The following is an 18875-nucleotide window of genomic DNA, read 5'->3' as shown; positions in this document are numbered from 1 at the left end:
CGCGCCCACCTTTTTTCTGAGACCATCGCAAAGGCCCGGTTCTCCGGGCCTTTCGTAATTCAGGGCCTGTGGCCCCAGCTGCCGATGCTACTCCGCTTCGCCCGACCGGCGGACTTTGCCCCTAAGGCACGGCGCCCACGTCCCCACTGATGCCCGTCGCACGGCATTTCACACCAAGCACCGCAGATCGCCCGTCGCTAACGGATCTTCAAGATTCGTTCCGCAAGCCGCGCAGCCTGCGACAGGTCTGTTTGTGATCACACGCGCAAAAACTGTGATCACAAAAGTGAAAAATCTTCGGCATTTCCCCGCGCCCCGTCAAAAAAGCCTTTAACAGTTGGCCCTAAGACAGCCTATAAATCGACAGATAATTGCAGCCAGACGGGACCGTTTCACATGAACATCCACGAATATCAGGCCAAAGCCCTTCTTCGCAGCTATGGCGCGCCAGTGTCCGACGGGCGCGTGGTGCTGAAAGCCGAAGAGGCCAAGACCGCAGCCGGTGAACTGGACGGCCCGCTCTGGGTCGTCAAAGCCCAGATCCATGCGGGCGGCCGCGGCAAGGGCTCCTTCAAGGAGGCAGATGCCGGCGAAAAAGGCGGCGTGCGCCTGACCAAGTCGGTGGAAGAAGCCGCCGAGGAAGCCAAGAAGATGCTGGGCCGCACCCTGGTCACCCATCAGACCGGCCCCGCAGGCAAGCAGGTGAACCGCATCTACATCGAGGCCGGTTCCGGTATCAAAACCGAACTGTACCTGGCGCTGCTGGTTGACCGCCAGACCTCGCGCATCTCCTTCGTGTGCTCGACCGAGGGCGGCATGGACATCGAGGAAGTGGCCGAAGCCACCCCCGAGAAGATCCTGTCCTTCTCCGTTGACCCGGCCACCGGCTACCAGCCCTACCACGGCCGCCGCATCGCGTTTTCGCTGGGCCTGCAGGGCGCGCAGATCAAGCAGTGCGTCAAGCTGATGGGTCAGCTCTACAAGGCCTTCGTCGAGAAGGACATGGAGATGCTGGAGATCAACCCGCTGATCGTCGGCGATGACGACAACCTCAAGGTTCTGGACGCCAAGATCGGCTTCGACGGCAACGCGGTCTACCGCCACGCCGACATCGCCGAGCTGCGCGACACTACCGAGGAAGACCCGAAAGAGCTGGAAGCCTCCAAGTACGACCTGAACTACATCGCGCTGGACGGTGAGATCGGCTGCATGGTGAACGGCGCGGGCCTGGCGATGGCCACCATGGACATCATCAAGCTCTACGGTGCCGAGCCCGCGAACTTCCTCGACGTTGGTGGCGGCGCCACCAAGGAGAAAGTGACCGAGGCGTTCAAGATCATCACCTCTGACCCGAACGTCAAAGGCATCCTGGTCAACATCTTCGGCGGCATCATGCGCTGCGACGTGATCGCCGAGGGCGTGGTCGCCGCGGTCAAGGAAGTCGGCCTGAAGGTGCCGCTGGTTGTCCGTCTCGAGGGCACCAACGTCGAGCAGGGCAAGGAGATCATCAACAACTCCGGTCTGGACGTGATCGCCGCCGACAACCTGTCCGACGGTGCCGAGAAGATCGTCAAAGCGGTCAAAGGCTAATCCCGATTTTCCGTGGGACGGGCTGCGGCCCGTCTTTCCGTAGAATTCTGGCAGGCTGCGCCTGCCTAAAACAGGAGAACGCCAAATGGCAGTCCTCATCGACGAAAACACCAAGGTCATCTGTCAGGGCTTCACCGGCTCGCAGGGCACCTTCCACTCCGAACAGGCCATCGCCTATGGCACCAAGATGGTCGGCGGCGTCACCCCCGGCAAAGGTGGCCAGACCCACCTGAACCTGCCGGTCTTCAACTCGGTGCATGAAGCCAAGCACGTGACCGAGGCCAATGCCTCCGTCATCTACGTGCCGCCGCCGTTTGCCGCCGATTCCATCCTCGAGGCGATCGACGCCGAGATGGAGCTGATCGTCTGCATCACCGAAGGCATCCCGGTTCTGGACATGATGAAGGTGAAGCGCGCGCTGGAAGGCTCCAAGTCCCGCCTGATCGGCCCGAACTGCCCCGGCGTCATCACCCCCGACGCCTGCAAGATCGGCATCATGCCCGGCCACATCCACAAGCGTGGCTCGGTCGGCGTTGTGTCCCGCTCCGGCACCCTGACCTATGAAGCGGTGAAACAGACCGCCGACATCGGCCTGGGCCAGTCCACCGCCGTGGGTATCGGCGGCGACCCGATCAAGGGCACCGAGCACATCGACGTGCTGGACATGTTCCTGGACGATCCGGAAACCGAATCCATCATCATGATCGGTGAAATCGGCGGTTCCGCCGAAGAGGAAGCCGCGGAATTCCTCGCCGAGCAGAAGAAGAAAGGCCGCTGGAAGCCGACCGCCGGCTTCATCGCCGGGCGCACCGCCCCTCCGGGCCGCCGCATGGGCCACGCAGGCGCGATCGTTGCCGGCGGCAAAGGCGGCGCCGAGGACAAGATCGAAGCGATGAAATCCGCAGGCATCGTTGTCGCTGACAGCCCGGCCGGTCTGGGCGAGGCCGTTCTGAAGGCGATCGGCAAGTAAAATGCCTTCGGCAGCACATCACGGCTGCATCCGGCGCCCGTCCTCGTGGCGGGCGCTGCTGATGCATCAGGCCCTGCTGTCGCTGGCCGCGATCCGGCGGCGCGCCTGCCGGACATGGGGTACCGCTGTCGATGCGGCCTTTGCGGCCGCATCTGCTGTGCGATCCACACCGCACGTCACCAATTAGAAACCTGTGCAGGCCACCCTGCCCTGGTCCCGGCCTTACTGATTTACGGTCCCAACGCGCAAGAGGCACCCAAATGACCGACCAAAGCCCCAACGACCTCTTCCACGCCTCCTCCTTCATGCAGGGGCACAATGCGGAGTATCTGGAGCAGCTTTACGCTCAATACGCCAATGATCCGGGCGCGGTAGACGCCGCCTGGGCCGAGTTCTTCCGCCAGATGGGCGATGCCGAACTCGACGTTAAGGCAGAAGCCAACGGCCCGTCCTGGGCGCGTGGCGACTGGCCGCCCGCCCCGCAGGACGATCTGACCGGCGCGCTGACCGGCGAATGGCCGGCCCCGGAAGAGGCGCAGGGCGCAGGCAAGAAGATCAAGGAACAGGCCGCCAAGAAAGGCGTCGAGCTGACCGATGACCAGGTGCAGCGCGCGGTGCTGGATTCGATCCGCGCCCTGATGCTGATCCGCGCCTATCGCATCCGCGGCCACCTGGCCGCAGACCTCGACCCGCTGGGCATGCGTGCCGCCGCCAGCCACCCGGAGCTGGACCCCAAGACCTACGGCTTCACCGATGCCGACATGGACCGGCCGATCTTCATCGACAACGTGCTGGGGCTTCAGGTTGCCACCATGCGCCAGATCGTCGACATCGTGAAGCGCACCTACTGCGGCACTTTCGCGCTGCAGTACATGCACATCTCCGACCCCGAGCAATCCGCCTGGCTGAAGGAGCGGATCGAGGGCTATGACAAGGAGATCCGCTTTACCCGCGAGGGCCGCAAGGCGATCCTGAACAAGATGGTCGAGGCCGAGGGCTTCGAGAAGTTCCTGCACGTCAAATACACCGGCACCAAGCGTTTTGGCCTGGATGGCGGCGAAAGCCTGATCCCGGCGATGGAGCAGATCATCAAGCGCGGCGGCGCGCTGGGTGTGAAGGACATCGTGATCGGCATGCCGCACCGCGGCCGCCTCAACATCCTCGCCAACGTGATGCAGAAGCCCTACCGGGCGATCTTCAACGAATTCCAGGGCGGCAGCTTCAAGCCCGATGACGTGGACGGCTCCGGCGACGTGAAATACCACCTCGGCGCCTCCTCGGACCGCGAATTCGACGGCAACAAGGTGCACCTCAGCCTCACCGCCAACCCCTCGCACCTCGAGGCGGTGAACCCGGTGGTGCTGGGCAAGGTCCGCGCCAAGCAGGACCAGCTGAACGACGTCGACCGCACCCAGGTGCTGCCGATCCTGCTGCACGGTGACGCCGCCTTTGCAGGCCAGGGCGTGGTGGCGGAATGCTTTGCGCTCTCGGGTCTGCGTGGCCACAAGACCGGCGGCACCATCCACATCGTGGTGAACAACCAGATCGGCTTCACCACCGCACCGCATTTCTCGCGCTCCTCGCCCTACCCGACCGACAACGCGCTGGTGGTCGAGGCCCCGATCTTCCACGTCAACGGCGACGACCCGGAAGCGGTGGTGCATGCCGCCAAGGTGGCCACCGAGTTCCGCCAGAAGTTCCACAAGGACGTGGTGCTGGACATCTTCTGCTACCGCCGCTTCGGTCACAACGAAGGCGACGAGCCGATGTTCACCAACCCCTTGATGTACAAGAAGATCAAGGGCCACAAGACGACGCTCAGCCTCTATACCGACCGGCTGGTGCGCGACGGGCTGATCCCCGAGGGCGAGATCGAGGACATGAAGGCCGCCTTCCAGGCGCACCTGAACGAGGAATTCGAGGCCGGCAAGGATTACAAGCCCAACAAGGCCGACTGGCTGGACGGCCGCTGGTCGCACCTCGACAAGCAGGACGCCGACTATCAGCGCGGCCGCACCGCGATCGAGCCGGACACGATGGCCGAGATCGGCAAGGCGCTCAGCGGCGTGCCGGAAGGCTTCCCGATGCACAAGACCGTCGGTCGTTTCCTGAACGCCCGCGCCAAGATGTTCGAAACCGGCGAGGGCTTTGACTGGGCCACCGGCGAAGCCCTGGCCTTTGGCTCGCTGCTGCTCGAAGGCTACCCGGTACGCCTCTCCGGTCAGGACGCCACCCGCGGCACCTTCTCGCAGCGCCATTCCGGCATCGTGAACCAGGAAACCGAGGAACGCTTCTACCCGCTCAACAACATCCGCGCGGGCCAGTCGCAGTTCGAGGTGATCGACTCGGCGCTGTCCGAATACGCGGTTTTGGGCTTCGAGTACGGCTACTCGCTGGCCGAGCCGAACGCGCTGACCCTGTGGGAAGCCCAGTTCGGTGACTTTGCCAACGGCGCGCAGATCATGTTCGACCAGTTCATCTCGTCGGGTGAATCGAAGTGGCTGCGGATGTCGGGCCTCGTCTGCCTGCTGCCGCATGGTTTCGAGGGCCAGGGCCCCGAGCACTCCTCGGCCCGCCTCGAGCGCTTCCTGCAGATGTGCGGCCAGGACAACTGGATCGTCGCGAACTGCACCACGCCCGCGAACTACTTCCACATCCTGCGCCGTCAGCTGCACCGCACCTTCCGCAAGCCGCTGATCCTGGTGACCCCGAAATCCCTGCTGCGCCACAAGCTGGCGGTCTCCAACGCCGAGGATTTCACCACCGGCTCCAGCTTCCACCGGGTGCTGTGGGACGACGCGCAAAAGGGCAACTCCGACACCCAGCTGGTGGCGGACGACAAGATCAAGCGCGTGGTGATGTGCTCGGGCAAGGTCTACTACGACCTGCTGGAAGAGCGCGATGCCCGCGGCATCGACGACATCTACCTGATGCGGATCGAGCAGTTCTACCCCTTCCCCGCGATCTCCATGGTGAAGGAGCTGGAACGCTTCAAGCAGGCGGAAATGATCTGGTGCCAGGAAGAGCCCAAGAACCAGGGCGCCTGGACCTTCATCGAGCCCAACATCGAATGGGTGCTGACCCGCATCGGCGCCAAGCACACGCGGCCCGTCTATGTCGGCCGCGCCACCTCGGCCTCGCCCGCAACCGGCCTGGCCAGCGAACACAAAGCCCAACAAGCAGCCCTCGTGAACGAAGCGCTGAGCATCTGAGGAAGACAGAGACATGACCACCGAAGTCCGCGTACCCACCCTGGGTGAATCCGTGACCGAGGCCACCGTGGCCACCTGGTTCAAGAAACCCGGCGACAGCGTCAGCGCCGATGAAATGCTCTGCGAGCTGGAAACCGACAAGGTGACGGTCGAAGTGCCCTCGCCCGCCTCCGGCACCCTCGGCGAAATCGTTGCTGCCGAAGGGGAAACCGTCGGCGTCGATGCGCTGCTGGCGACCCTGACCGAAGCCAACGGCGCCGCGGCGCCCGCCCCCGCCGGCGGCAGCTCCGACGCCAGCACCAAGAGCGCGGCCCCGGCCGCCGCACCCGCTGGCGACGGCGGCGCACCGGTGCCGGTGATGGTGCCCGCGCTCGGCGAGTCGGTCACCGAAGCCACCGTTTCGTCGTGGTTCAAGAAGGTCGGCGACACCGTCGCCCAGGACGAGATGCTCTGCGAGCTGGAAACCGACAAGGTCTCCGTCGAAGTTCCCGCGCCGACCGCCGGCGTGCTGACCGAGATCATGGCCGAGGAAGGCTCCACCGTGCAGGCCGCCTCGCAGCTGGGCGTGATCGCAGGCGGTGCCGCGGGTGCCGCTCCGGCCGCCCCCGCCGAAGGCCAGACCCCGGCCGCAGCTGACGCCGCCGCGGGCAAGGACGTGGCCAACGCGCCCTCCGCCGAGAAGGCCATGGCCGAAGCCGGCCTCAGCGCCGCCCAGGTCACCGGCACCGGTCGCGACGGCCGCATCATGAAGGAAGACGTCGCCGCTGCCATCGCCGCCGCCAAGTCGGCGCCCGCCGCCGCGCCCGCCTCGGCCCCGGCCCAGGTCCGCGCGCCGGTTCCTGCCGATGACGCCGCGCGCGAAGAGCGGGTGAAGATGACCCGCCTGCGCCAGACCATCGCCAAGCGCCTGAAGGACAGCCAGAACACCGCGGCCATGCTGACCACCTACAACGAGGTGGACATGACCGAGGTGATGGAGCTGCGCAAACAGTACAAGGACCAGTTCGAGAAGAAGCACGGCGTGCGCCTCGGCTTCATGTCCTTCTTCACCAAGGCCTGCTGCCACGCGCTGAAGGAAGTGCCCGAGGTCAACGCCGAGATCGACGGCACCGACATCGTCTACAAGAACTTCGTGCACATGGGCGTCGCCGCCGGCACCCCGACCGGCCTGGTCGTGCCGGTCATCCGCGACGCGGATTCGATGTCCTTTGCCGAGATCGAAAAGGCGATCGCCGAGAAGGGCAAGCGCGCCCGGGAAGGCAAGCTGTCGATGGCGGAAATGCAGGGCGGCACCTTCACCATCTCCAACGGCGGTGTCTACGGCTCGCTGATGTCCTCGCCGATCCTGAACCCGCCGCAGTCGGGTATCCTCGGCATGCACAAGATCCAGGACCGCCCGGTGGCGATCAACGGCAAGGTGGAAATCCGCCCGATGATGTACCTGGCGCTGAGCTACGACCACCGCATCGTCGACGGCAAGGGCGCCGTGACCTTCCTGGTCCGCGTCAAGGAAGCGCTGGAAGACCCGCGCCGCCTGCTGATGGATCTGTAAGGCACACACCGCCAATCCGCATCGGGCCCATAAGCGGCCCGATGCACCGTCAAAGCACTGCGTGGGCTGGATGAGCTATCAACCCGAACCGGATCCTGAAAAGGAATACCCAAGGCTGTTCGCGCTTAAACACCGCGTGATCGCATGGAAGGCTCAGCGCCCGATAGCCTTTTGGTTCTGGGTCTGGATCGTCTGCACCGGCGCAACGCTGTTGGGATTCGTCGGCGGATCCGAACATCAAATGCAGCGTCCTTCGACCAAGCTGTTTGCACTCTATGCCGCCCTCGGATGGATTTACCCGTTCTACCTATGGGTAAAAGCCCGGACACACCGCACATGACCCCCGAACTCACCGCCCTCACCCTCGCCGCGCTCCTGCAGGTCTTCCAGATCGCCCTCATGGCGGTTCCGGCCAATCTCGAGCTGAAGCCGGGCCAGACCCTCGGCCCGCGTGATCGTGATCGGCTGGGCGGCGATCTGCAGGACCAGGTCTCGCGCCGCACCGCGCGACTGTGGCGGGCAATGAACAACCATTTCGAGGGGCTGATCCTGTTCACCATCGCCTGCGTAGTGGTCACGCTGGCGCAGAAATCCTCGCCCCTCACCGCCGCCTGCGCCTGGCTCTACCTCGGCGCGCGCGTGCTCTACATTCCCGCCTATGCCTTTGGCTGGACGCCCTGGCGCAGCCTGATCTGGCTGGCCGGCTACTTCGCAACCGCGGCCATGCTGGCCGCCTGTCTCACTTGACCCTTCACCTTTGCCCATACACTCCGGGGGAGGCCCGCAAGGGCCGGGGGCAGCGCCCCCTCCCCGCTCAACCCTAAAGGAGCACATGACACATGGCATCCTATGACGTGATCGTAATCGGCGCTGGCCCCGGCGGCTATGTCTGCGCCATCCGCTGCGCCCAGCTGGGCCTGAAAACCGCCATCGTGGAAGGCCGCGAAACCCTCGGCGGCACCTGCCTGAACGTGGGCTGCATCCCCTCCAAGGCGCTGTTGCACTCGACCCACCTGCTGCACGAGGCAGAGCACAACTTCGCCCATATGGGCCTCAAGGGCAAAAGCCCTTCGGTCGACTGGGACCAGATGAAGGCCTACAAGGACGAGGTCATCGGCCAGAACACCGGCGGTGTCGAGTTCCTGATGAAGAAGAACAAGATCGACTGGATCAAGGGCTGGGCCTCCATCCCCGAGGCCGGCAAGGTCAAGGTCGGCGACGATGTGCATGAGGCCAAGAACATCGTGATCGCCTCTGGCTCGGTGCCTGCCTCCATTCCCGGCGTCGAGATCGACGAGAAGATCGTGGTCTCCTCCACCGGCGCGCTGGAGCTGCCGAAGATCCCGAAGAAACTGGCCGTGATCGGCGCCGGCGTGATCGGACTCGAGCTGGGCTCGGTCTATGCCCGCCTCGGCTCCGAGGTGACCGTGATCGAATACATGGACGCGGTCTGCCCCGGCATGGACAAGGACGTGCAGCGCAGCTTCAAGCGGATCCTGGAAAAGCAGGGCCTGAACTTCGTGATGGGCGCCGCCGTGCAGTCGGTGGAAACCTCCAAAACCAAGGCCAAGGTCAAGTACCAGCCCAAGAAGGGCGGCGACGAGGTGGTGCTGGACGCCGACGTGGTGCTGGTCGCCACCGGCCGCAAGCCCTATTCCGAGGGTCTCGGACTGGACGCGCTTGGCGTCAAGATGACCGAACGCGGCCAGATCGCCACCGACGACCGCTGGTCCACCAACGTCAAGGGCATCTACGCCATCGGCGACGTGATCGAAGGCCCGATGCTCGCCCACAAGGCCGAGGATGAGGGCATGGCGGTGGCCGAGGTGATCGCGGGCAAGCACGGTCACGTGAACTACAGCGTCATCCCCGGCGTCGTCTACACCACGCCCGAGGTTGCCACCGTCGGCCAGACCGAGGACGCGCTGAAGGCCGAGGGCAAGAAGGTCAAGGTCGGCAAGTTCATGTTCATGGGCAACGCCCGCGCCAAGGCCGTGGGCCAGGCCGAGGGCGGGTTCGTCAAGATCATCACCGATGCCGAAACCGACCGCATCCTGGGGGCTGCGATCATCGGCCCGGCGGCTGGCGACATGATCCACGAACTGTGCGTTGCGATGGAATTTGGTGCTTCGGCCGAGGATGTGGCGCTGACCTGCCACGCGCATCCGACCTATTCCGAAGCCGTGCGCGAAGCGGCGCTGGCCTGCGGCGACGGCCCGATCCACAGCTGATCCGGGTCGATCCACGAAAGACACCAAAGGGCAGCTGGAGACAGCTGCCCTTTTCCTTTGCAAGCATCACGAGCCCGCCGCGCTTGCCGAAAAGTCTTCTGAACACGTCTGGCAAGAAGTTTGTGAACTTCCCAAACTCAGCCGCCGCAGGCGCGCTACCACATGGTCTTGGCTGCGCGGGCATCCCAACCGGCGTCATACACCGCACCGCCCTCTTCGCCCGCGGTCTGCTCGGCCAGGATATCGCCCATCGTGGGCAGGCCTGCGCTCTCGTCCTGACCGCTCCAGGTGCCCGCCCGCATCAGGGCGCGGGCGCATTGGCTGTAAATCTCACCGATCTTGATGACGATCACCGTGGCGGGCAGCTTGCCGTTCTTTTCGAACCGCGCCCGCAGGTCCGCATCTGCGGTCAGCCGCGCCATGCCGTTGACCCGTACCACGTTGTTCGATCCCGGCACCAAAAACATCAGCGACACCCGTCCGTCCCGCACGATGTTGCGCAAGCTGTCCAGCCGGTTGTTGCCGCGCCAGTCCGGCAGTGCCAGGGTGGCGGGGCCAAGCTCAGCCACCACCGGCCCGTCATCGCCGCGCGGGCTGCCGTCGGTGCCCTCGGGGCCAACCGTGGACAGCACACAAAGTTTCGACGCCCTGATCCACTTTCGGTAGAGCGGCGTCATCTGCCGGGCCACCTTACGTAAAGAAGGCGCTCCCGGTGTCCCGTAAAGCGCCTCCAGCTCGTCAATGCTGCTGAGATAATTCATGTGGTCCCTCGAACCCCGCTGCGGCCATCAACGCATCCGAGCGCCGTTCCACCTCATGCTCCAGCCGCGTCATGAAATCCGCCCGCTCGACGCCGGGCTGGATCGGCTCAAGGAACTCCACCACCGCCAGTCCCGGCTTGCGGTAGATCCCGGTGCGCGGCCAGAACACGCCGACATTCGTCGCCACCGGCACGCAGGGCTGGTTCAACCCCTCGTACAGCACCGCGGTGCCGATTTTGTAGGGTTTCTGCGCCCCCGGCGCGACGCGGGTGCCCTGCGGGTAGATCACCAGCTGCCCCGGCTCGCGGTTCTCGGCCGCGACATCGCGCACCATCTTGGTGATGGCGGCACCGCGCTTGCCGCGGTTCACCGGCACGCAGCCCAGCCGCTTGGCATAGACGCCGATCACCGGCGTCCACATCAGCTCGCGCTTCATGATGAAGCGGGCCGAGGGCAGCGCGTTGAAAATGATCAGAATATCCAGAAAACTCTGGTGCTTGGCGGCAACGATCACCTCGCCCTGCGGCACTTCTCCGCGCACCTCGGAGCGGATGCCGACCATCCAGGTGGCAGTCCACAGCACCCAGCGCGCATAGCTTTTGCAGGCCATCCGCGCGCCCTTGCGCGACACCGCCGCCCAGGGCGCAAACAGGATGCCCATCAGCAGCATCATCAGGTACATCTGCATGGTAAAGACCGCCGAACGCAGCCATTGGATCGCAAATTTCACGTAAGTTCCCCCAGACGTTTGGTGGCCGCGCGGGTGGTTGCGGCAAAGGCGACCAGCGCGCCGAGTGGCGGGATCGCCAGCGGTACCAGCCAGCCCCAGCCCTGGAACCCCAGACCGGTGAGGAAGCCGCCCTCATCCGAGGCTTCCGGCATCAGCCAGACCCCGATCATCCCCAGCAGCACGCCCACGGCCGCGCCGCTCAGCGCGCGCAGGGTAAACCGCCGGATGAAGGCCTGGGCGATATAGCTGTCGAGCGCGCCGACCAGCCGCAGGACCTCGATCACCTGGGCGTTGGCCGCCAGCGCCGCATTTGCGGCCAGCGTGATCATCGCGGCGGTAGCGCCGCCGATCAGCAGGATCGACACCCAGGCGAGACGGCGCAGCGAGCGCGCCGCGTCCACCAGCGGCTCGCGCCAGCGGGTGTGGTCGTCCAGCACCGCGCCGGGCACCTCGGCCTGCAGGCGCAGCCGCAGCCCGGTGGCGTCATAGCCGTTGCCATCCGCCGTCACCTCGATCAGCTGCGGCAGCGGCAGGCTGCCCGCGGGCAGGGTCGCGCCGAACCAGGGCGCCAGCAGGGCCGCCTGCTCCTCGCCGGACAGGGCACGGGCGGTGGCCACCCCCGGCGTCTGGCGCAGGATCTCCAGCGCCGCCTCGGTCTGGGCCACGCGCTGCTCTGCCGGTGCGTTGATACGCAGGGTGGCGGCGCGGGCCAGCTCCTCGGCCCATTGGTCCGCCAGCCGCCCCGAGGCCATCGACAGCGCCAGCGCAAACACCGCCAGAAACGCCATGGCGCCGGATACGAACAGGGTCAGATGGGCGGTGAATCCGCTGGGCGGCACCACCCGGTTGGCCTGGGTATCGCCCAGCACCAGCTTGCGCAGCTTGCCCTCGGTCATAGGTCCGCCCCCGCCAGCTGCAACTGCCGGTTGGAAATCCGCAGCACCCGTGCCTGCACCTGGTTCTTGGCGGCACGGATCAGCGACAGGTCATGGGTGGCCACCAGGATCGTCTTGCCCATCCGGTTCAGCTCCACCAACAGCTGCAGCAGCCGCTGCGACATTTCCCAGTCGACGTTGCCCGTGGGTTCATCGGCAATGATCACATCCGGCGACAGGATCACCGAACGCGCCAGCGCCGCCCGCTGGCGTTCACCGCCCGACAGTTCCGGCGGCAGCGCATGGGCGCGCTCGCTGAGCCCGACCCAGTTCAAAAGCTCCCGCAGGTTCGCCTCCTCATGGCTCAACTCGCGGCCCGAAACCAGCAGCGGCAGGGCGATGTTCTCGATCACCGGCAAATGGTCCAGAAAGCGGCAATCCTGATGCACCACGCCAACCCGGCGGCGCAGATAGGCCATCTGGTCGCGGTCCAGTCCCTGCACATCCATGTTGAAGGCCCGCACCCGCCCCGCGGTCGGGGTCAGCGCGCCGTAGCACAGTTTCAAAAGCGTGGTCTTGCCCGCGCCGGACGGGCCGGTCAGGAAATGGAACGACCCCGGCGCCAGCTGCACCGACACGGCATTCAGCAGCTCTCCGCCGCCGTAGTTGTAGCCTACGTTCTCCAGCTCGATCACGGCTGCCCCCTGGTTACGTCCCGCGTTCGGGACCCGGCTGTTTTGCCCCAAGGGGCACGCAGTTTCAATGGGGGCTCTGTTGCGCGGATACCGCCGCGCGGCGCAGGCCGGGCCAGCCCCCGTGATTGACCCTTTCACCGGCGCACGGGTGCACATATAATCCCTTGAAAAACAACCCGCCGCCCGCAGTTGCAACCGCGGCTGGCGGGATGGTGCCGAGGAGAGCATGATGCGCCTGACCTGCCCGAATTGCGCAGCCCAGTACGAAGTCCCGGAGGAGGTGATCCCGGCCGAAGGGCGCGATGTGCAATGTTCGAACTGTGGTGAAACCTGGTTCCAGGCCGCGGCCGCGTGGGCCGCGGAGCCGACGACCACAGACGCCGACAGCGCCGCTGCACCGCAGGAGACCGACGCGGAACACTCTGCCCCGGCCGCTGCAAAGCCACCGTCGCAGGCAGCGCCCTCCACGCCTGAGCGAGAGCCAGCGCCGAAACCGGCCGCCGCACCGGAGTCCCCCACCGCCACCTCGGCGCCCACCGAAGAGCCCGAGGCCAGTGACGAGCCGACGTCCCGGCCGGACCCGGCTGAGCCCGCCGCGCCGCGAGAGTTGGAAGAGCACGACGAGGACACTGCGCCCATGCAGCCGGACGAGACCCCGCCGGTGCGCAGCCGCAGCCTGGACCCGGCCCTGTCTGAAATCCTGCGCGAAGAGGCCGAGCGCGAAGCTGCCCTGCGTGCCAAGGAGGCCGAAAGCCTCGAAAGCCAACCCGACCTCGGCCTGCAGGAACCCCGCCGCCCGGCACGCGCCGCGGAAACCGAGGACGCGCAACGCGGGCGCGAGGCCCGCGACCGCATGGCCCGGTTGCGCGGCGAGGATCCGCGGCTGGCCGCCGCTGCCGAAACCGGCAAGCGCCGCGAACTGCTGCCCGATATCGAGGAAATCAACTCCACCCTGCGCGCCAGCGGCGCCGGAACCGCGCCGTCGGCATCGCAATCCGATCCGCACCCACCCGCGCCGCGACGGCGGAGCGACTTTGCCCGCGGTTTCACCCTGTCGGTGGTGGCCGGACTGCTGCTGGTGCTGGTCTATGACAAGGCCACGGTGATCGCCGACACGCTGCCGCAGGTGGAACCGGCGCTCGACAGCTATGTCGCCTGGGTCGATCAGGCGCGGCTGTGGCTGGATACCCAGGTGCGGGGCATGACCACGCAGTAACGCGGCACAGAAAAAAGCCGCCCGCGTTTTCTGCCCAAGCGCGCCGCCCCTCCGTCACCTTTGCTGGCCATTGCCCGTGGTCGCGCTCGCAAGTCCGCGGGTTGCCCGGCGCGATGCGCTCTCCAAGTCGGTTTCTGCGCCCCTATCGACCCGGGCGGCTCCGCCATCGGAACGGGCCTCGCTATCAGAAGCGGTCCAGCAACCTTTGCAGGTAGCTGCGCTCCCTCTCGCTGCGTTCGCGTTCTCCGGCCCGGCGGCGGATGTCCTCCAACAGGTCCCAGGCGCGGCGATAGGCCTGCCCCTCGCCGACCTTGCCGCCATCATCAATGCCGCCGTTACTGCGCCCCAGCGGGTCGAGGCGCCCGCCTTCGGCTGTTGCCGAGGGCTGCCCCTGACCGTTGGGCTGGCCGTTCTGCTGCTGCTCGGCGAGCGCTTCGCCCATGCTGCGCATCCCTTCCCGCAAGGCCTCCATCGCCTCGGACTGGCGGTCGATCGCCTCGGCCCGGTCGCCGTCCCGCAGCGCCTGTTCGGCGCCCTCCATGGCCCGTCCGGCCCGATCCAGCGCCTCGCGCGCGGCCTCGCCAGCCTCTCCGCCCAGGTAGGGCAGCCCGTCGCGCTGACGCTGCAGCTGCTGGCGCAGCGCCTGTTGGCGGTCCGCAAGTGAGCCGCCCTCGCCGCTGCGACCGCTGCGGCCATCGCTGCCCTGCCCGTCACGACCACTGTCGGCGCCCTGCCCCCCCTGGCCACCCTGATGCTGCTGGCCACGTCCCAGGCCGCCGTCACGGCCCTCGTTGCCCTGGCTTTCGCCGCTGCGCGCACCGGGGTTGAACTGTTCCTGCAGATCGCGGAAGGCCTGGTCCGACAACCCCTGCTGCTCCCGCAGGGTTTCGCCCAGCCCCTCCATCGCTTCGCGGCCTTCGTTGCCGCCGCCCTGCCCCTGCTGCGAGCGCGTCATGCGCATGTTTTCCATCATCTGCTGGAATTCACGCAGCGCCTGCTCGGCCTCCGCCATGCGGCCCTGCTCCATCAGCTTCTGGATGCGGTCCATCATCGCCTGCAGGTCATCCTGGCTGAGCGTCATCATGTCCTGGGGGTTGCCACCCGGCACGCCCATCTCACCCTCGGCCTCGGCCTGACGGCTGAGCTGGCGCAGATAGTCCTGGGTGGCCTCGCGCAACTCCTGCATCAGACGGGCGATTTCCTGCTCGCTGGCGCCATCGCGCATCGCCTGGCTCAGCTGCTCTTGGGCGCGGCGCATCCGTTCCAGCGCATCGCCCACGTCGCCCTCCTCCAGCTGGATCGCCAGATCCCACAGCGCCGCCGCGATTTCCTCCTGCCGCTCCTCGGCTATGCTGCCCTGCACCGTATGGGCCTCCAGCCGCCGCAGGATCGTGCGCAGCCGCAGATAGTCCCCATAGTCGCGAAAGACCCCTTCGGGCCGATGCGACAGCGTGCGCAGCACCTGCGCCACCCGCGGCGCATTGGCGCGTGCCCACAACAGGTCGCGGCGCTGCTCGGCCACCGCCGCCGCCAGCGGATCAAAGAAGCGCCGCGTCACCAGCGGCGCACCGAAACCTGCCGCCGCCGCGGATTGGCCAGCTTCATCGACGACGGAAAACGTGAACACCACCGGCAGGTTGGCCCAGGGGTGTCGGGCAAAATCCTCGACCAGCTGCTCGGTGAATGCCTGCCGCGAGCCGGTGATCGGCAAGGGCAGATCCAGCACCAGCGGCGCACGCGGGTCGGGGTCGATGGCCAGCCCGTGGCTCCGCTCCACCGCGGCCAGGTCCAGGGTAATCCGCGCTTGGCCCGCTGCCACGCCGTAATCGTCCCGCGCCGAGAACGCCAAGGTGGTCACCCCGTCCTCCGCCAGCTGCGGCTGCCCTGCCGCCGCGATACGCGGCGGCTGATCGGGGATCATCTCGACCTGCCAACTGCGCCCGCCCGGACCGTCGATTTCCACGGACCCGCTGCGGGACACGGTGAAGGTCGGCGCGGCGCCATCCACCGCCGTCCCCTGTCCGCCATCCGCGCCGCCCGAGACGTCCTCGACCAGCGTCAACGCCCCGGTTTCCCCATAGAAGCGCAGCGTCAGGCGACTGCCCTGCGGCAGCGCCAGCACCCCTGCGGCCTGATCGTTCAGGTAAAGAACCGGCAAGCGGGTGTAGGCCGGTGGCTCGGCCCAGCCTTCCCAGGCAGGGCCGGTCAAACCGGCGCTGCGACCGAGGCCCAGGTCCCGCACCGTCGCCACCTGCCAGACTGAGCCGAACAGAAGCGCCACCGCCAGCATCAATGCCGCCATGTAGCGCAAGGCATAGGGGTCAGCGGCAGCAATGTTCAGATCCGGCTTGGCGGGACGCGCGGCGCGCGTCACTTGGGCCATGCGCCGCTGGTGCGCCTGCCACAGCGCCGCCGAGGCCGCGTCATCGGCGCCACTTGCCTGCCGGTCCAGCAGCGCCGAAACCGGCCGCCCCGGCAGGGTTTCATCCAGTCGCGCCAGCGCAGCCATGCGACCGGGCCAACGAAACCGCCACAATCCCCAACCCAAGGCGACAGCGCCAGCCAGCAGCGCCACCGCTGCCGCGCCCCAGATCAGCTCCGCCGCGAACCACTGGTGCACTCCCAGCATCAGCGTTGCCAGCACCACCATCAGCACCGATGCCAGCGGCCAGAAGGCACGCAAGCCCCGCTCCGCCACCATCCCCGCCTGCGTCAGCCGCAGCGGCCAGCGCAGGTGGCTCAGCTCCGGTTGCGGCGGGCTGTTGCGGGTCTGGTTGCCGTAACGGTCACTTGGCATGCGGGCCTCATCTGCAGGTGGCCCGCGCAGGGTCGCGCCAGTTCAGGCCCGGCCACAGCGGACCGGGCTCAGAGCCACTGGGGGATGGTATCGCGGTTTATCATTTCGTCAAAGGTGGGACGCGCGCGAATAACCGCGAATTGATCTTCATGCACCAGCACTTCTAGGATCAGCGGACGCGAGTTGTACTCGCTGGCCATCACCGCGCCATAGGCGCCAGCGCTGCGAAAGGCGACCAGATCGCCCGCCGCCAGCGGCGGCATGTTGCGCTGCTTGGCGAAGGTGTCGCCTGTCTCACAGACCGGGCCGACGATGTCATAGGGCTGCTGCTCGACGCCCGCCGCCGCTTCCTGCACCGGCACGATGTCGTGATGGGCTTCATACATCGCCGGGCGGATCAGGTCGTTCATGGCGCCGTCAATGATCAGGAAATCGCGGCCCTCGCCGGATTTCACGTAGATCACCTTGGAGACCAGCAGCCCCGCGTTGCCGGCAATCAGCCGCCCCGGCTCGATCTCCAGCTCGCAGCCAAGGTGGCCCAGCGTCTCCTTGACCATCTGCCCGTATTCCACCGGCAGCGGCGGCGCAGTGTTGGAGCGCTCGTAAGGAATGCCAAGTCCGCCGCCCAGGTCCAGACGGCGGATGTCGTGGCCATCGGCGCGCAGGGTTTCGGTCAGCTCGGCGACCTTCTGATAGGCCAGCCGGAACGGCTCCAGCTCGGTCAGCTGCGAGCCGATGTGGACATCGATCCCCACCACGTCCAGCCCCGGCAGGGCGGCGGCGCGGGCATAGACCTCGCGGGCGCGGGCAATCGGGATGCCGAACTTGTTCTCGGATTTGCCGGTGGCGATCTTGGCATGGGTCTTGGCGTCGACATCCGGGTTCACCCGGATGGTGATCGGTGCCACCACGCCCAGCTCCTGCGCCACCGCGTTGATCACTTCCATTTCCGGCTCGGACTCGACGTTGAACTGGCGGATGCCGCCACTCAGCGCGACGCGGATTTCCTCTGCCGTCTTGCCGACGCCGGAAAACACGATCCTGTCGCCCGGCACGCCCGCGGCCTTGGCCCGCAGGTATTCGCCCTGGCTCACCACGTCCATGCCCGCGCCCGCCTGCGCCAGCGTCTTCAGGATGGCCTGGTTGGAGGCCGCCTTCATCGCATAGCAGACCATGTGGTCGGTGCCTTCCAGCGCCTCGTCGAACAGGCGGAAATGGCGCAACAGGGTTGCTGTGGAATAGACATAGAACGGAGTGCCCACCGCCGCGGCGATCTCGGAGATGGGAACGTCTTCGGCGTAAAGCGCGCCGTCGCGGTAGAGAAAATGGTCCATGCCCCGCGTTTAGGGCAAAACGGGCTGGCGGATCAATTGAATTCCCGCGCCACCCGCCGCGCCGACGCCTACAGCAGGCGTTGGTTTTTTGAGTATTTGAGGAAAGATGAAAACGCCGCCGCGCGCTTCATCTTTCTCCAATTACTCACTGCACGAGGCCAGCGCCAGGCGCACTGTTGCGGTGGTAGCGCACGCCCCTCTCACCCGATGTTAAAAGCGGTTGTGTCATTGTGTCCCGGATCGCGATCACGTGCCGGGGCTGACACCCCCGGCCGCTTGGAACAGGGCCCCGTGGCAGGGGCACGCAGAGACAACGTTCAGCGTGCGGGCGGATACGCCCGTCCCGCCTCCGCCCTCGTGGCGGCGCCGCCACTCCCAACCGTTGCGCGCTTTCCCAGGATTTCCGCAACGGATCGAGCCGACCACATCGACGGCGTTTTCGCTGACCCGGCGCCCCTCGGCGGACCGGTTCAGAAGCTGTGCGAGACCCCTATCCGCGCATACCCCGAAACCGACACCCCGCTGGAGGGTGCGGGCTTCTGCGACGCCGCGGCGCGGTCTCCGGAGGCGCCGGTATCACAGGCGGCCATCATCGTGGTTGCGGCCAGTGCCAGCGCCAGAAGTGCAGATTTCATCGCGACGTCTCCAAGAAAAAACCGTCCGGACATCGGCCCGGACGGTTTTGGAGGTGGGGCGTGATACGCCGCCGGTCAAGGGGGCGTGCGCTCAGAACCCAAGGGCCACGTGCAGCGGACCTTTGCTGAGACCAACCGCGCCGCCGACATGAACACCGCCACTGCCGATACCGACCCCGGCATTCAGCGACGGCTGCACCGGTTCGCCATCGACACCGCAGGCGCACAGCATCGCCAGCCCCAGCACCGCAATAATCCTGTACCGCATGTTCTGCCT

At 66.5% G+C, this 18875-nt stretch carries 17 protein-coding genes; 8 read left to right on the top strand and 9 right to left on the bottom strand.

Annotated features, from left to right (window positions below; all coding sequences use genetic code 11):
* Positions 1–396: 396 nt before the first annotated feature.
* The 7 genes from sucC (at position 397) to lpdA (ending at position 9555) form a co-directional block, all read left to right on the top strand.
* On the top strand, positions 397–1590 hold the full coding sequence (gene sucC / locus AB9K35_RS19005; RefSeq protein ID WP_222456292.1) for an ADP-forming succinate--CoA ligase subunit beta: 1194 nt from the start codon (positions 397–399) through the stop codon (positions 1588–1590).
* Positions 1591–1675: 85 nt separating this feature from the next.
* On the top strand, positions 1676–2560 hold the full coding sequence (sucD, locus tag AB9K35_RS19000; protein ID WP_222456293.1) for a succinate--CoA ligase subunit alpha: 885 nt from the start codon (positions 1676–1678) through the stop codon (positions 2558–2560).
* A 260-nt stretch (positions 2561–2820) separates the two neighbouring features.
* Positions 2821–5772 (top strand): 2-oxoglutarate dehydrogenase E1 component, encoded by a 2952-nt coding sequence (locus tag AB9K35_RS18995; RefSeq protein WP_369928529.1) that lies wholly within the window; start codon positions 2821–2823, stop codon positions 5770–5772.
* A gap of 13 nt (positions 5773–5785) precedes the next feature.
* Positions 5786–7324 carry a 2-oxoglutarate dehydrogenase complex dihydrolipoyllysine-residue succinyltransferase gene (odhB, locus tag AB9K35_RS18990; protein WP_369928527.1) on the top strand — a complete coding sequence of 513 codons (1539 nt, stop codon included), beginning with the start codon at positions 5786–5788 and terminating at the stop codon, positions 7322–7324.
* Positions 7325–7394: 70 nt separating this feature from the next.
* On the top strand, positions 7395–7664 hold the full coding sequence (locus AB9K35_RS18985; RefSeq protein WP_369928525.1) for a hypothetical protein: 270 nt from the start codon (positions 7395–7397) through the stop codon (positions 7662–7664).
* Entirely contained in the window at positions 7661–8071 is a 411-nt protein-coding gene (locus AB9K35_RS18980; RefSeq protein WP_369928523.1) for an MAPEG family protein, read from the top strand. The genes AB9K35_RS18985 and AB9K35_RS18980 overlap by 4 nt, the downstream gene beginning before the upstream one ends.
* Positions 8072–8163: 92 nt before the next feature.
* The gene (lpdA, locus tag AB9K35_RS18975) at positions 8164–9555 is read left to right on the top strand and encodes a dihydrolipoyl dehydrogenase (RefSeq protein WP_369928521.1); all 1392 of its coding nucleotides are present in this window, start codon (positions 8164–8166) and stop codon (positions 9553–9555) included.
* 155 nt (positions 9556–9710) lie between these two features.
* On the opposite strand, the gene AB9K35_RS18970 is transcribed toward lpdA, so the two are convergent.
* From AB9K35_RS18970 to AB9K35_RS18955, 4 genes are read right to left on the bottom strand one after another with little or no spacing between them, the layout of a single operon-like run.
* The gene (locus tag AB9K35_RS18970) at positions 9711–10316 is read right to left on the bottom strand and encodes a pyridoxamine 5'-phosphate oxidase family protein (protein WP_369928519.1); all 606 of its coding nucleotides are present in this window, start codon (positions 10314–10316) and stop codon (positions 9711–9713) included.
* The gene (locus AB9K35_RS18965) at positions 10294–11046 is read right to left on the bottom strand and encodes a lysophospholipid acyltransferase family protein (RefSeq protein ID WP_369928517.1); all 753 of its coding nucleotides are present in this window, start codon (positions 11044–11046) and stop codon (positions 10294–10296) included. The genes AB9K35_RS18970 and AB9K35_RS18965 overlap by 23 nt, the downstream gene beginning before the upstream one ends.
* A complete protein-coding gene (locus AB9K35_RS18960; RefSeq protein WP_222456302.1) occupies positions 11043–11942 on the bottom strand; it encodes an ABC transporter permease in 900 nt (299 codons plus the stop codon). Before AB9K35_RS18960 ends, AB9K35_RS18965 begins: the two co-directional genes overlap by 4 nt.
* A complete protein-coding gene (locus tag AB9K35_RS18955; protein WP_222456303.1) occupies positions 11939–12616 on the bottom strand; it encodes an ATP-binding cassette domain-containing protein in 678 nt (225 codons plus the stop codon). The genes AB9K35_RS18960 and AB9K35_RS18955 overlap by 4 nt, the downstream gene beginning before the upstream one ends.
* Positions 12617–12845: 229 nt before the next feature.
* Between AB9K35_RS18955 and AB9K35_RS18950 the strand changes: the two genes are divergently transcribed.
* Positions 12846–13832, top strand: a complete 987-nt coding sequence (locus tag AB9K35_RS18950) for a zinc-ribbon domain-containing protein (RefSeq protein ID WP_369928514.1) — start codon at positions 12846–12848, stop codon at positions 13830–13832.
* Positions 13833–14016: 184 nt separating this feature from the next.
* On the opposite strand, the gene AB9K35_RS18945 is transcribed toward AB9K35_RS18950, so the two are convergent.
* From AB9K35_RS18945 to AB9K35_RS18925, 5 genes are all read right to left on the bottom strand, one after another.
* The gene (locus AB9K35_RS18945) at positions 14017–16629 is read right to left on the bottom strand and encodes a TIGR02302 family protein (protein WP_369928512.1); all 2613 of its coding nucleotides are present in this window, start codon (positions 16627–16629) and stop codon (positions 14017–14019) included.
* Positions 16630–16697: 68 nt separating this feature from the next.
* Positions 16698–17963 (bottom strand): diaminopimelate decarboxylase, encoded by a 1266-nt coding sequence (gene lysA / locus AB9K35_RS18940; protein ID WP_369928510.1) that lies wholly within the window; start codon positions 17961–17963, stop codon positions 16698–16700.
* Between the two features lie 9 nt (positions 17964–17972).
* Complete coding sequence (locus AB9K35_RS18935) at positions 17973–18104, bottom strand: hypothetical protein (RefSeq protein ID WP_369928508.1); 132 nt, start codon at positions 18102–18104, stop codon at positions 17973–17975.
* Positions 18105–18433: 329 nt separating this feature from the next.
* Positions 18434–18598 carry a hypothetical protein gene (locus tag AB9K35_RS18930; RefSeq protein WP_369928506.1) on the bottom strand — a complete coding sequence of 55 codons (165 nt, stop codon included), beginning with the start codon at positions 18596–18598 and terminating at the stop codon, positions 18434–18436.
* 91 nt (positions 18599–18689) lie between these two features.
* The gene (locus AB9K35_RS18925; RefSeq protein WP_369928504.1) at positions 18690–18866 is read right to left on the bottom strand and encodes a hypothetical protein; all 177 of its coding nucleotides are present in this window, start codon (positions 18864–18866) and stop codon (positions 18690–18692) included.
* Between the last annotated feature and the right edge of the window lie 9 nt (positions 18867–18875).

This window comes from Leisingera sp. XS_AS12 (assembly GCF_041224635.1).
Taxonomy (GTDB): domain Bacteria; phylum Pseudomonadota; class Alphaproteobacteria; order Rhodobacterales; family Rhodobacteraceae; genus Leisingera.
The sequence above is the reverse complement of the archived record's forward strand: the minus strand, read 5'-3'. Positions and strand labels throughout refer to the sequence as shown.